The following is a 14,145-nucleotide window of genomic DNA, read 5'->3' on the forward strand; positions in this document are numbered from 1 at the left end:
TGTCTTTTGTATTAACTAAGATTCTCCACATAATCAATCAAAATATCCTTATAAGTCTCAATCGACTCAAGCTCCACAAACTCCTCGTCCCCATGCCAGTTTCCCCCGCTAGGGCCAAATTCAATTGCAGGAATTCCATGAGCAGAGAAGTGCTGGGTATCGGCAGCCCCATGCTGGCCAAACAGAACGGCTTCTCCACCAATATGCTTCTCCAGCACAGGTCTCAGCTGAGTAATAAATCGATTATTCTTCTCTGTTGCAACCGGAATGCCATGGAGTCCAACACGGACTTCGCCGCCTGAGATATTTTTGATTTGCTGAATAATGACATCCGGGTTTTGTCCGGGAAGATACCTTATATCCAGGGACATGACGCAGCGGTCTGGTACTTTATTAAAAACCTCTCCACCAGAGATGATGGCAAGGTTAACAGAAGGGAAAGGGTAAAACTCCGAGTTTTCTTTTGTAAAAGGCAGGTCCAGGAGCTTTTCATAAACCTTATAAGCCTTTACAATCGCATTTTCGCCTTCCCAGGGCCGGCTTCCGTGAGCGGATTTCCCGCTTATCTCCACTTCAAGTCTAAGGACACCTTTAGCCTGTAGGGCAATCCCTAGCTGCGTCGGCTCTGAGCAAATGACAAAATCTCCACGATAGCCATTTTCGACTAAATAACCCGAGCAATTAAAACCGCCGATTTCTTCATCCGAAACAATTTGAAGCTGGATCTTCACTCCAAGCTTGCGATCTCTCAATTCCTTCATCGCGACCATCATAGCTGCGACGCCTGCCTTCATATCCGCTGCCCCTCGAGCATATAGACGCCCATCTTTTTCAACAGGGATGAACTGATCCTTTTTACCACTGACGACATCAACATGTCCGTTAAAGACTATTGTAGTTTCCCCAGCGCCAATCTCGCACACTAGCATTTTATATCCGTTATTTTCGATTAGATTAGGTTGTAACTCATGCTCAACAAGCCACTGTTTGCAAAATTCCACCGCCTGATTGGCACCCTCCTTGGTGGAGCTGTCAATCAGAAGCAATTCTTTTAACAATTCTTTCATCGTGTTAACACTCCTCATAAACGGTTCTATCACTACATTACCACTAGAGACTATTTTAAACCTTATAAATAAATGGTAGGACTTTATGAGGAAAATCAAAAATATATAATTCGCAGATATTGACATCATTCGGGGGGTTCTTACAAATATTAGGAAGTTTGTCCTAATCCTTTACGTGAATTTTACAAAAAAATAAGAAAATTAAGGTCTATCAGTCCATACTCCACATCTATGTATCCTACTATAATTAGAGTCGTGTGCTACCAATTTAATCAATAAGGAGATGGATTTCTTGAAGAAGCCTATGCGCAAGCTAGGAAAATCCGTTGTTGCTACAACAATGGCATTATCCGTTTTGGCAGGACCAGTTTCATGGAAAACAGTTGCAGCTGCTAAGCCCGATCAAGCAGGAAAGCATGAAGTACAGCTACGAATTCTCGGAACAACAGATATTCATACACATTTATATAATTATGATTATTATAAAGATGGCTTTACGGATGAATTTGGCCTGGCAAAAACAGCGACTTTGATTAAAAATGCAAGAGGAGAAAAAGAAGGTAAGAACAACCTTCTTTTTGACAACGGAGATCTAATCCAGGGCAACCCGCTGGGCGATTATAAAGCAAAAGTGGACAAGCTTGAAGATGGTGAAGTACACCCTGTCTTCAAAGCTATGGAACTATTAGACTATGATGGCGGCACAGTTGGAAACCATGAATTTAATTATGGTTTGGATTATCTAGACGAGGTTCTTGATGACGCTCCAATGCCATATGTGAATGCGAACGTTTTCAAATATGACGGGGATGATAATCCAGATAATGATGTTAACTATTTTAAGCCTTATAAAGTTTTTAATAAAAAAGTAGCGGACGAAAGCGGCAAAACACAGGTGATTAAGATCGGTGTAGTTGGCGCTGTTACGCCACAAATCGTCCAATGGGACAAAGCAAATCTTGATGGAAAAGTTATTACGAAAGATATTGTTAAATCAGTAGAGGCACAGATTCCTAAAATGAAGGAAGAAGGCGCTGATATCATTATCGCACTTGCTCACTCAGGAATTGGCGATGAAAAGGTCGTTGAAATGGAAGAAAACGCAGCGTACGACCTTACAAAGGTTGAGGGAATCGATGCTATCATTTCAGGGCATAACCATTTGAATTTCCCTGGTGCATTTGTTGGATTACCAGGCGTTGACCAGGAAAACGGGACAATCAACGGTGTGCCAGTTGTAATGCCAGGAAACTGGGGCAACCAGCTAGGTGTCATGGACTTGACAATTGCCAAAGAAAAAGGGAAATGGAATGTCAAAAGTTCAAAATCTCAATTGAGAGCGATTTATGATAAAGCGACTAAGACTCCTTTAGTTAAAGCGGATGAAAAGATTCTAAAGGCTGTAAAAGAAGACCATGAAGGAACTGTAAAATATGTCAACCAGCCTGTTGGAAAAACAACAGCTGACATCCACAGCTATTTTGCTTTAGTACAGGACGACCCATCAATCCAAATCGTAACGAATGCACAGAAATGGTATGTAGAAAAGCAGGTAAAAGGAACTCCTGATGAAAATCTGCCAATCCTTTCTGCAGGTGCACCTTTTAAGGCTGGCGGAAGGAATGGCGCTAGTTACTATACGTATGTACCAGAAGGAACGATTGCGATTAAAAACGTTGCAGACCTTTACCTTTACCCAAACACAGTTTCAACAATCAAAATCAAAGGTGCAGATGTAAAGGAATGGCTTGAAATGTCTGCTGGACAGTTCAACCAAATTAATGAGTCAGTTAGTGGGGAGCAAAATATCGTTAACAATGATTTCCCTACTTACAACTATGATGTCATTGATGGCGTGACTTATGAAATCGATGTAACAGAACCGGCAAAATATGATAAAGATGGCAACCTTAAAAATGCCGATGCTAACCGTATCAAGAATCTACAGTATAATGGTGAACCGATTAATCTGGATCAGGAATTTCTGGTTGTTACTAACAACTACCGTGCAAGTGGAAATTTCCCTGGTGTGAGAAATAAGTCAGCTGTAGAAATGTACCCAGATGAAAACCGTCAGGCAATCATCGATTATATCCGTGAAGTTGGAACAATCGATCCTTCTGCAGATGGAAACTGGAAATTCTCTTCAGTATTGAATGATGTGAACGTTACTTTCGATTCTGCTATGGAAGCAGTAAGTGCTATTGATGAGGGCAGCAACATTGAATACGTTGGACCAAGCGAAAACAATTTTGGCAAGTATTCTATAAAACTGCCAGTTACTAAGCCTTTTGAATTGCAGCTTTTAGGAATCAATGACTTCCACGGACAGCTTGATACATACAATTCAAAAATCAATGCTGGTGGAATTGAATATCTTGCAGCCTATTTGAAGCAGCGTGAAGCCCAAAACCCTAACACATTGATGGTACATGCTGGGGATGCAGTTGGGGCAAGTTCACCTGTGTCAGCGTTATTGCAGGATGAACCGACAATTGACATCTTAAATAAACTTGGCTTTGATGTTGGTACTGTTGGAAACCATGAGTTTGATGAGGGTGTAGATGAAATGATGCGCCTAATCAATGGAGGCAGCCACCCGAAAACAGTTGAAAAGTATGGTGTATTTGAAGGTGCCGACTTCCCTTATATTGCTGCTAACCTAGTTGATGCAGCTACAAACAAAAATATTCTGCAGCCATATCACATTGAAGAGGTAAATGGAGTACCGATTGGATTCATTGGGATTGCTTTGTCCGATACGCCAAGTATCGTGATTCCAAGTGCAGTTAAAGATGTGAGATTTACAGATGAAACTGAAGCAATCAATAAATACGCGGCGGAATTAAAAGCAAAGGGCGTTGAAACCATTATCGTTTTAGCTCACAACCCTTCTTCATCAGCAGCTGACGGATCTAATGCTGCAGATGAACTTGTTGACATTGCCAAAAATGTAGATGATGAAGTTGACGTACTATTTGGCGGGCATAACCATGCATACACAAACACTACTGTAGACGGCAAATTGGTTGTACAATCTTATTCTTATGGTACTGCATTTTCTGATGTAGATCTTTTGATTAATCCAAAAACAAAGGATGTAATGACGAAGAAAGCGGAGATTGTCACTACTTATCGTGACAAAATTACACCTGATGCTGAAATTAAAGCATTGCTTGATAGCTATGTAGCTGATGTAGCTCCAATTCTGAATGAAGTAATTGGATCAACTCCTTCGTATATCAGCCGTGAAACAAACGCTGCTGGTGAATCGGCAATGGGGAACCTAGTTGCAGACGCAATGCGTGCGCAAACAGGCACTGACTTTGCCTTTATGAACTCTGGCGGAGTTCGTGCTGATATCGAAGCAGGTCAAATCACGTGGAAGGAAGCTTTCACAGTACAGCCTTTCGGCAATGATCTTGTAAAAATGAATGTTACTGGAGCGCAAATTAAGACTTTGCTAGAACAACAATGGGGCAGCAAAGTTCGGATTATGCCTATTTCTGGCTTGAAGGTTTCATATGATGATTCAAGAGCTGCTGGAGACCGAATCGTATCAATCTTGAAAAATGACGGAACTCCTGTTGAAATGGATCAAACTTACTCTATTACAGTCAATAACTATATGGCTGGCGGCGGAGATGGCTATGCAATCCTTGCAACGATCACTGACAAGACTATCGATGTAGTGGATTTGGAAGCATTTGTGAACTATATCAAGGCAAAAGGTACTGTTGATCCTCAGATCGAAGGTCGTGTAACGAAGTTAAATTAATAGATTAACAGGAAGGGCGCTCTTGCGCTCTTCTTTTTTTTTTCAAAATAATGTGCTCCTCAAGGACAAATTTATAAAAAAAACATCGTTCCATTAATTTCCTTATAGTACATTTGAATCAAATTTAGCAATCCGAAAGAAAATTTCCCAATATCAAAATGTATTAAAATAGTTTAATTTACACTTATTTCAAATCCGAAATTAGGTAAAAAGAGTCATTTAATAGTAAAGAACAGCATTTTGAAATAAGAAATACCAGATTTTATAGGTAAATATCATTATTTTTAAAAAATTTACAATATTACAAAACCTTGCTAAAATTGCAATCAGATTCTTCAGAAAATATGAAAAATCAAAACTATTGAAATAGCAGGGGGTATTCTCTTGAAGAAAAATTCATTAAAGGTTCTCTCCAGCATGGCGGCAAGCGCTGTTTTCGCTTCCACTTTATTTGCTGGTACGTTTGCAGGAACGACTGCAGCTCCAAAACATGCAGCTGCATCAACAACGCCTGTATCCGCGCCGATAGATTTAAATATTGTCGACCAGGATCGTTTAGCAAAAGCATTGCAGGAAAGAGGGTTAATTGCTAAAGGTGCTTCTCAAGAAGAAGTGACTAAAGCAGTACAAAAGTATATCAAGCAGAAGCAAGGTGAAAAGCCAGGGCAAGCTGACAAGGCTTTAACGAAGGAGCAAAAAGAGTTTGATAATAAGGCAAAGGATTTCGTAACAAAGCAAAAGGACAAGCTTTCCAAGCAGCTTAATAAGGGACATGAAAACTTTAAAATAGGCAAGCCGACTGGTGCAGCAAAAGTAGATTCTGCAAAGCAGGCGCCTTATAACGGAGATGTACGTGAGGATGAGGTTCTTGTCCTTCTTGTAGAATATGCAGACTTCAAGCATAACAACATCGAGCAGGAACCAGGATATATGTTCTCTGATGATTTCAACAAAGAACATTATGAAAAAATGTTGTTTGGAAACGAGGATTTCACTCTTTTCAATGGTGAGAAAGTAAAAACCTTCAAACAATATTATGAAGAGCAATCTGGCGGAAGCTATACAGTGGATGGAAAGGTTTCTGACTGGCTGACAGTACCTGGAAACTACAAAGATTATGGCAGTGATAATCCTGAAAGTGGCCATGATAATAACCCAGGTACAAAAGGACCTCGTGGCTTAGTAAAGGATGCTTTGAATGCAGCTGTAGCTTCTGGTATTAACTTGGCAGACTACGATAAGTTTGATCAGTATGACCTTGATGGTGACGGAGATCAAAACGAACCGGACGGCTTGGTCGACCACTTGATGATTCTGCACGCAGGTGTTGGACAAGAAGCTGGCGGAGGAGCACTTGGTGATGATGCAATCTGGTCACACCGCTGGAATTTGGGCGGCGTTTATTCTGTACCAAATACAAAGGCAAATGTTGACTATTGGAAAGAAGGAAGAATGGCTGCATTCGATTACACAATCGAGCCTGAAGACGGTGCAGTCGGCGTATTCGCTCACGAATTTGGACATGACTTAGGCCTTCCGGATGAGTATGACACTCAATACACTGGTAATGGCGACCCTGTTGCATCATGGTCCATCATGAGCGGCGGAAGCTGGAACGGCAATATCGCAGGAACGGAAGCACCTAGCTTCTCTCCACAAAATAAAGAATTCTTCCAAAAAACAATTGGCGGCAACTGGGCCAACATTACGGAAGTAAACTACGAAGACATTGATAAAAATGGCATGGCAGCAGTCATTGACCAGAGTGTTACTAAATCCAAAAATGCAGGTATTGTAAAAGTAAATCTTCCTAAGAAGGAAGTGAAAGGGATCCAGCCTGAGTTTGGCAGCAAGTACTACTACAGCCAAAAAGGTGATGATCTTCATACTGCATTGGAAACTCCTGAGTTCGATTTAACAAATGCTGCAAACGCTGAATTTACTTACAAAGCTAACTATGAAGTTGAATTCGATTATGATTATGTTTATGTAACTGCAGTTACTGCTGATGGCGAAGAAGTTGAGCTTGATAAAATCGGCGATACAAACGTTGCAGATGGAATGGATACTACTAACGATGAGTGGGCAGATGTAAAGTATGATTTAAGCCAATTTGCCGGCAAGAAAGTAAAACTTGTGTTTGAATATGTAACAGATGGCGGTTTGGCTCCTCAAGGCTTTGCAATGGATGAGTTGAAGCTGACAGTTGACGGAGTAGAAGTATTCGCGGATGGCGCTGAAGGCGATGCGGTTGTTGCTCTTGATGGGTTTGTTCAGTCAAACGGTATTTTCTTAAAAGACCACTACTACTACCTAGAGTGGAGAAACTATGCCGGTTCTGATAAGGCACTTCTAGCTGGTCGCGGTGTTAAGTACAATACAGGAATGGTAGTCTGGTATGCGGACGATTCATTCACTGATAACTGGGTTGGCGTCCACCCTGGTGAAGGTTTCCTTGGACCAGTCGATTCACACCCAGAGGCGATTGTTGGAACGCTTAATGGCAAGCCATCAATCACTCAAAGTACACGTTATCAGGTAGCGGACGCAGCATTCTCAATGGATCAGACTCCAGCATGGTACATCAATTCTCCATCTCGCGGAATCTTTGATTACAAAGGACTTCCAGGGGTAACGGGATTCGATGATTCAAAATCTTACATGAACGACCTGATTCCAGATGCAGGACGCAAGGTTCCACAATTAGGCCTTAAGTTCCAGGTAATCGGTGAAGCGAAAGACAACTCTGCTGGCGCTGTCTGGATCCACAAATAAGAATTTACAATGAAGGACATCGGGCTTTTGCCTGGTGTCCTTTTTCACGTTACAAGGAGCTTATAACATCAAATAGCTTTTCCTTCAAAGAGCTTTTAATTGCAAAACCTCAAGGCAATACTGGACTTATTAATCCGTTTTAGCTAGTATCATTACTATGAATGCTTAAAGTTGAAGGAGAAAATTATGTCAGAGACTCAACAAATTATTGCGCAATTGAAACCGTTCCTGCAGCAGGCCTGGGAAAAAGCGGGCTTCCAAACGTTAACTTCTGTCCAGTCCACAACGATTCCTTTAATAATAGAAGGAAAAGATGTGATCGCGGAATCGCCGACTGGTACTGGTAAAACGCTAGCCTACTTGCTTCCGGTTTTAAATAAAATCGATCCGAAGATGCAGAATACACAGGCCGTCATATTAGCTTCCTCACAGGAGCTAGTTATGCAGATCCTTGCTGAAATCCAGAAGTGGGGAGAGGGCACCGAGATAAAAGCGGCTACCCTGATTGGCGGAGCCAACCTGAAAAGGCAGATTGATAAGCTGAAGAAAAGTCCGCACATCATTGTGGGAACACCTGGCAGGACGAATGAACTGATCAAGCAGAAAAAGTTAAAGATGCATAAAGTCCAAACGGTTGTACTAGATGAAGGTGACCAGCTGCTGACTCCGGAGCACAGCGAAACAGTAAAAAATATCGTCAAGTCTACACTGGCTGACCAGCGCCAGCTGCTTCTTTTTTCAGCAACTCTTCCTCCGGTCGTTGAAAAGTCGGTTAAAAATTTGTCCAAAGAACCTGAAGTGATCAAGGTAAAAAAAGACGAAACGATCGAGGCTGCAAACGTGGAACACATCTACTTTGTCAGCGAGCAGCGCGATAAAATTAAAATTCTTGAAAAGATCGCCCGTCTTAAAGGGGTAAAGGCACTTGTTTTTATAAAAGATATCGCCAACCTCACAATCGCAGCCGATAAGCTGAAATTCAAGGACATCCATGTCGGCCAGCTTCACAGTGACCTTGGGAAACAGGACCGACAGCGTTATATAAAGAAGTTCCGAGAAGGCGACAGTGAAATGCTTCTAGTCACAGATATCGCAGCACGCGGACTTGATATCAAAGGCGTGACCCATGTTGTCCATTTTGATCTTCCAAGGGAACAGGACCAATACATCCATCGTTCAGGCAGGACAGGTCGTTTTGGAGCAGAGGGTACCGTCATCTCAATCGTCAACGAACGAGAAGAGCGTGATATGAAGAAGTTCTGTAAAGCGCTCAATATTGAGCCAGTTCTAGCCGAATTTTATCATGGTAAAATAGTTGAAGCTGCAAAATAAGATTTCGAAAAGCTATGGGGTAACCTGTGGCTTTTTTTTATTGGGGGAGTTGGCGCTGATTCAACGGGCAAGTTTATCGAAGCCTTTTATAAAAAAGGAGTTTCAAAAAAAGTTAAGAATATATATGTGTAGTTTAAATTGGAAAGGAACGTAAAAATGAATAATCCTCGGTTGAAAATTTTAATGGAAGAGTGGCTTCATGAAGCTACTATAGATGATATGCAGGCGAAAATGGAGAGCGGCGAGCTGACTTCACATGATCTTGTGTTGATGTATCAGGCTCGGATTGGTGCTTTTGATGAAGTAATTAATTCTGTACTTGAATTGAACCCAGATGCGCTGCATATCGCTGCTGCGCTTGATTCGGAGCGCAAGCTGAAGGGGGCAAGAGGTCCTATTCATGGAATTCCAGTGCTGCTGAAGGATAATATTGATACTCACGATAAAATGCATACAAGTGCTGGTTCGCTGGCATTAAAGGACTCAATCGCATCGAAGGATTCCTGTGTAGCTGCAAAGCTCCGGGAGGCTGGTGCGGTCATCCTTGGCAAAACGAATATGACGGAATGGGCAAACTTCATGGCGAATGGGATGAAGAGTGGGTATAGTTCGAGAGGCGGCCAAGTTTTGAATCCTTATGGGCCTGGGAAATTTGATGTTGGCGGCTCTAGTGCAGGCTCCGGCGCTTCAATTGCTGCGAACTTGGCTGCAATTGCGGTTGGAACAGAAACGGATGGTTCCATTTTGAATCCTGCTTCTCAAAATTCATTGGTTGGTATTAAGCCGACTGTCGGTCTAGTCAGCAGGGCGGGGATCATTCCGATTGCCCATACACAGGATACGGCTGGTCCGATGGCAAGAACCGTAAAGGATGCCGTTTACCTTTTAGAAGCAATTGCCGGACAGGATCCTGAAGATCCTGCTACTATGAGAGCTTTGCCGGAATTCCCTCATAACGACCTATTTGATAAAAAGGGGCTTAAGGGCGTTAAAATTGGGATTGCCCGTGAAGAGTATATTGGAAAATTATCAGAGGACCAGGAGCATATTTTTCAAAAAGCGGTTGATAAGCTTGAAGAACTTGGTGCTGAAGTAGTCGAAGTTGCGATTCCTGCATCAAAAGCGAATTGGGGCTATAAAGTTCTAAGCTATGAGTTCAAGGCAGATTTAAATGCTTATCTTAGCCGGTTAGCTCCTACTATTCCGATCAGGACGCTTGCTGACGTGATTGCTTTCAATTATGAGCATGGCGAAAAAATGTTGAAGTATGGCCAGGAGATTTTGCTTGAATCTGAAGCGACAAGCGGAACTTTGACGGAGGCTGAATACCTGAATGAGCTAGAATATAACCTTTACATGTCCAGGGAGCAAGGTGTCGACTATGTATTGGAGGAGTACGGGGTTGACGCGATTCTTTTTCCAATGGATGGTTCCACGATTCCTTCAAGAGCAGGGTACCCATCGGTCACTGTTCCCGCTGGATATACATCAGAAGGTGAGCCTGTCGGCATTACTTTTACAGGAACAGCCTTGAGCGAACCATTGTTGATTAAGCTTGCCTATGCATACGAGCAGGCAACACTTGTACGCAAAGCACCTGACCTCGGAATAAACACTGAGGAAAAAATCCATACTACTTCTTGAATCCATCAAAAGGAGCGAGAAAGTATGGGTAAAACAAAGCTTGGCAATGCAAATGCACAGCGCAATAACAATAAGAAAAAAGGCAATAATACACCTGAAGAACTGGTCGAATTCACAACCGGCCAAAAAGAAAAGAAGATGAACAATCCAATCGATTAGAAGTGAAGTGTCCCGGCGGAATGCGGGGCACTTTTTTACATCCTACAAAAAAACACCCTTGTCGTATAAACAAGAATGTTTCCATCAGATGGTAAATATAGATTTTGAATTCCGTAGAAAATAACTTCCATTTCATAGAGAATATCCAGGATATCGTAGAAAATAACTGATATTCCATAGAAATTACCTTCAATTTTCGTAGAGAATACACTGATTACAGCAGAATACCCTTCGAATTTCGTAGTCTCAGATTACAGCTGAATTCCCATCCAAAATTAATGCGCAGTACTCTTCCCAAAGTTACTTCCAGTTACATCGGCGACATTCTCAATCGCAACTAACGCATTTGGATCCAAATCATGGACTGTAGAACGCAGTGTGGACAGTTCAATACGGCTTACAATTGTATAGATGATCTTTTTAGGCTCGCTGGTAAAAACCCCTTCGCCATGAATATAGGTCATCCCGCGTCCTAGTTCCCTTAATAATGCTTCAGCGATTTCCTCAGGGATGTCTGAAATAATCGTCACTGATTTCAATTCCTCCATACCTTCAACAACAACATCAATCATTTTAAAAGCAATAAAGTATGTAATGATCGAGTACATAGCCGTTTCCCAGCTAAACACTAACAAAGCAGCTAAAATAAAGATGAAAAAGTTCATGATCATAACAATTTGTCCGACTGACACGGTACGATTTTTGCTTACGAGGATGGCGATAATTTCTGTCCCGTCCAATGCGCCGCCAGCACGGATAACTAGACCAACGCCAGTACCAAGGATTACGGCACCAATAATCGTTGCTAAAAATAAATCATCGGTCACGCGGTCAAAATGGTGCAGGTAGGCAGTAGCTCCTGATAAAATTACAACTCCATATAAAGTGCGGAGTGTGAACTTCCAACCCATTCTCCGATAACCAATATAGAGGAACGGGATGTTGAAAATGATTAAAAATATACTCATCGAAACGCCCGTTAATTCACCCGCAATAATGGATAAGCCGATCACTCCTCCATCCAAAATAGCATTAGGAACGAGGAACATATCAAGCCCAAATGCGGCAACGATTGCCCCGATCGTAATCATGACCACTTGTTTAATTTCTTTTACTACTCGTTTTTTCTTTGTTGCCACGTATGATCCAACCCTTTTCTTTATAAAATTTTCTCCAAAACCTTCAATATGTTAAATGAAAATCATGTATGTACACCATTAATTGTAACAAACTTTTATAAAGTAAAAAAATAAAGAGGCCAACAATCCAACTGTTCTGGTATTTTTAGATTATATAACCAGGATTACAAAAACAGGTATTTGGGGTAGTAAGACTAGTGTAAGATGATATGAATTTTGGAGGGACCATTTTGGCTAACGATACTCAGGTTAAAGATAGATCTAATAAAAAGCAGACTGCGTTAAATACACAGGATAAAGAACAAAAGAAAAATAAGAAGAATTCAATTAACAATAAAGATACGCAGCCCAAGGAAAATCAGCAGGCACAAACCAAAATGATACGTAATGAAAAAGACACTGAAAAAAAGGCTCGACAGCCTCGCGAAAAAGGCATGAAACTAAATTCGGTGGAGAAACAAGATCACGACGATAAAAGAAATAAGCAGCCAATCGGCAATAATAACAAATCCTCAGAACGACCAAATGGAACGGGGGATCATCCGAAGCAAAGATCAAACGGCAATGATAAACCTTCGAATCAAAACGGAAATCAGAAGATCAATGCCGAAACTCAGCGCTCACACGATAGTAAAGCTAAATCAAATGATACTAAAAAACAAGGCAGCAACGCTGAAAAAGAACATGAGGTCAACCATAAAGAGCAGTCTGGCAAATTCGAGACCGCTTTTAACAGGATTCACAAGGCTTTAAGGGAAATGGTCAAGGAAACAGAAAGCGATGCATTTGTTGAGCTGTTATATTCAGGTTATAAAAACCATTCGTTAATCCGTAAATATAAAAGCGATTTGCACCAGTTCGCAAAGCTGCGGAATGCAATTGTCCATGAAAGAGTGAACGCGGATTTCTATATCGCCGAGCCGCATATCGAGGTCGTTGAACGGATCGAGGAAATTTGCCGTGAGTTCGAGAAGCCGCAGACGGCACTTTCGATTGCGACAAGCCCGGTATTCTACTATTACGAGGATGCTTATCTTAAAGATGTACTTAAAGTAATCAATAAATTCGATTTTACGAGATTCCCTGTGTACGACAAAGATGATAAATATGTTGCGCTGCTTACATCCACGGAAATCATCCAGTGGATGGCGAAGCATTTCTCAAGTGAAGTCATCCATTTTGAAGATGTGCGGATCAAAGAACTTTTAACGAAAGGGAAGAACTATTTTGTCACGTTCGTGACCGAGGATGCGTCACTCTATGAAATTGAAGAATTGTTTGAACGCTATCATACAAGAGGCAAAAAACTTCAGGCTGTCATCATTACGGAAACAGGTGACCGCCATGGCAAGCCGATCGGCGTCATCACACCTTGGGATCTTCTAGACAGCGATACTGCGGAAGATTGAATCGTAAATATTGATTGGCCGAATCTATAAAAAGTTACAATATTATTTAAAATAACCCTTGCAAACTATTCGACATTATGTTTACACCCCTATTATACGGGTATCTTTAAAAAGGACTACACGTCCATTACAAAAAACTACTCGTCTAAAGGAGGCTTTAATTATGTATTACGAACATGAAAAACACCTAGTTGGAGTATATGATAACGAGCGTGAGGCAATCCAGGCTGTTGAGGACTTGAAAAGACAAGGGTACTCAACAGAAGACATCTCTGTTATTAGTAAAAACGATGATGAGGTTGATCACATCAATGAAGCAACCGGTACGAAGACTGAGGAAGGTCTTGCTGCTGGTGCAGCAACAGGCGGCATTTTAGGCGGCCTTACAGGCTTATTAGCCGGAATTGGCGCATTAGCGATTCCTGGTATCGGGCCAATCGTCGCTGCGGGACCAATCGCTGCAACACTTACAGGTGCGGCAGTCGGTGCAGGTGCGGGTGGTTTAGCCGGCGCACTGATCGGTATGGGAATTCCAGAAGATGAAGCTGACCGTTACGAAGGCTATGTAAAAGAAGGGAAAATCCTTGTTGTTGTTGAGCGCGACGAAAACAGAGTCGGCTTTAATGACACAACAAGCTCAGGTGTGGTAGATCCGGTCAATGCACCTTTAACTTCGGACAACCCTGCCAACACACGATTAGACAACACGAGAGATTTTTAAGTATATGTCATAAAAGAAGGCTGCCAAGCATTTGGCAGCCTTTTGGCATTTAAGGATAAGAAAGCATAAAATTCACTTCGAGAATTGTCCAGCTCCAGCGCATAGCCCCTCGAGTCGCTTC

Annotated in this window: 9 protein-coding genes; 7 read left to right on the forward strand and 2 right to left on the reverse strand. The window is 41.8% G+C overall.

Translation table 11 applies throughout. The features are described from left to right. Nucleotides 1-11: 11 nt before the first annotated feature. On the reverse strand, nucleotides 12-1,067 hold the full coding sequence (locus V7654_RS06985) for a M20 family metallopeptidase (RefSeq protein ID WP_335429495.1): 1,056 nt from the start codon (nucleotides 1,065-1,067) through the stop codon (nucleotides 12-14). 283 nt (nucleotides 1,068-1,350) lie between these two features. On the opposite strand from V7654_RS06985, the gene V7654_RS06990 reads away from it, so the two are divergent. The 5 genes from V7654_RS06990 (at nucleotide 1,351) to V7654_RS07010 (ending at nucleotide 10,755) form a co-directional block, all read left to right on the forward strand. Next, a complete protein-coding gene (locus V7654_RS06990) occupies nucleotides 1,351-4,845 on the forward strand; it encodes a bifunctional 2',3'-cyclic-nucleotide 2'-phosphodiesterase/3'-nucleotidase (protein WP_335429497.1) in 3,495 nt (1,164 codons plus the stop codon). Between the two features lie 384 nt (nucleotides 4,846-5,229). Beyond that, on the forward strand, nucleotides 5,230-7,620 hold the full coding sequence (locus V7654_RS06995; protein WP_335429498.1) for an immune inhibitor A domain-containing protein: 2,391 nt from the start codon (nucleotides 5,230-5,232) through the stop codon (nucleotides 7,618-7,620). A gap of 186 nt (nucleotides 7,621-7,806) precedes the next feature. Then, nucleotides 7,807-8,952, forward strand: coding sequence for a DEAD/DEAH box helicase (locus tag V7654_RS07000; RefSeq protein WP_335429499.1), 1,146 nt, complete (start codon nucleotides 7,807-7,809; stop codon nucleotides 8,950-8,952). 156 nt (nucleotides 8,953-9,108) lie between these two features. Then, nucleotides 9,109-10,596, forward strand: a complete 1,488-nt coding sequence (locus V7654_RS07005) for an amidase family protein (protein ID WP_335429500.1) — start codon at nucleotides 9,109-9,111, stop codon at nucleotides 10,594-10,596. Nucleotides 10,597-10,620: 24 nt separating this feature from the next. After that, nucleotides 10,621-10,755, forward strand: a complete 135-nt coding sequence (locus V7654_RS07010; RefSeq protein WP_335375317.1) for a hypothetical protein — start codon at nucleotides 10,621-10,623, stop codon at nucleotides 10,753-10,755. 275 nt (nucleotides 10,756-11,030) lie between these two features. Here the strand turns inward: V7654_RS07010 and V7654_RS07015 are convergent, their stop codons facing one another. After that, the gene (locus tag V7654_RS07015; protein ID WP_335429688.1) at nucleotides 11,031-11,846 is read right to left on the reverse strand and encodes a YitT family protein; all 816 of its coding nucleotides are present in this window, start codon (nucleotides 11,844-11,846) and stop codon (nucleotides 11,031-11,033) included. A 278-nt stretch (nucleotides 11,847-12,124) separates the two neighbouring features. Here V7654_RS07015 and V7654_RS07020 point away from each other — a divergent pair, with 278 nt between their 5' ends. Both V7654_RS07020 and V7654_RS07025 read left to right on the forward strand, forming a co-directional pair. After that, nucleotides 12,125-13,303 (forward strand): CBS domain-containing protein, encoded by a 1,179-nt coding sequence (locus V7654_RS07020; RefSeq protein WP_335429502.1) that lies wholly within the window; start codon nucleotides 12,125-12,127, stop codon nucleotides 13,301-13,303. Nucleotides 13,304-13,466: 163 nt separating this feature from the next. Then, on the forward strand, nucleotides 13,467-14,024 hold the full coding sequence (locus V7654_RS07025) for a general stress protein (protein ID WP_335429504.1): 558 nt from the start codon (nucleotides 13,467-13,469) through the stop codon (nucleotides 14,022-14,024). The last annotated feature ends 121 nt before the right edge of the window (nucleotides 14,025-14,145 follow it).

Source organism: Bacillus sp. JJ1609 (genome assembly GCF_036967045.1).
Classification (GTDB): domain Bacteria; phylum Bacillota; class Bacilli; order Bacillales; family Cytobacillaceae; genus Mesobacillus.

Coding starts and splice junctions, on each gene's coding strand:
- V7654_RS06990 (WP_335429497.1), top strand. CDS start 1,351: ATGGATTTCTTGAAGAAGCCTATGCGCAAGCTAGGAAAATCCGTTGTT.
- V7654_RS07000 (WP_335429499.1), top strand. CDS start 7,807: ATGTCAGAGACTCAACAAATTATTGCGCAATTGAAACCGTTCCTGCAG.
- V7654_RS06985 (WP_335429495.1), bottom strand. CDS start 1,067: ATGAAAGAATTGTTAAAAGAATTGCTTCTGATTGACAGCTCCACCAAG.
- V7654_RS07005 (WP_335429500.1), top strand. CDS start 9,109: ATGAATAATCCTCGGTTGAAAATTTTAATGGAAGAGTGGCTTCATGAA.
- V7654_RS07025 (WP_335429504.1), top strand. CDS start 13,467: ATGTATTACGAACATGAAAAACACCTAGTTGGAGTATATGATAACGAG.
- V7654_RS07015 (WP_335429688.1), bottom strand. CDS start 11,846: ATGATTACGATCGGGGCAATCGTTGCCGCATTTGGGCTTGATATGTTC.
- V7654_RS07010 (WP_335375317.1), top strand. CDS start 10,621: ATGGGTAAAACAAAGCTTGGCAATGCAAATGCACAGCGCAATAACAAT.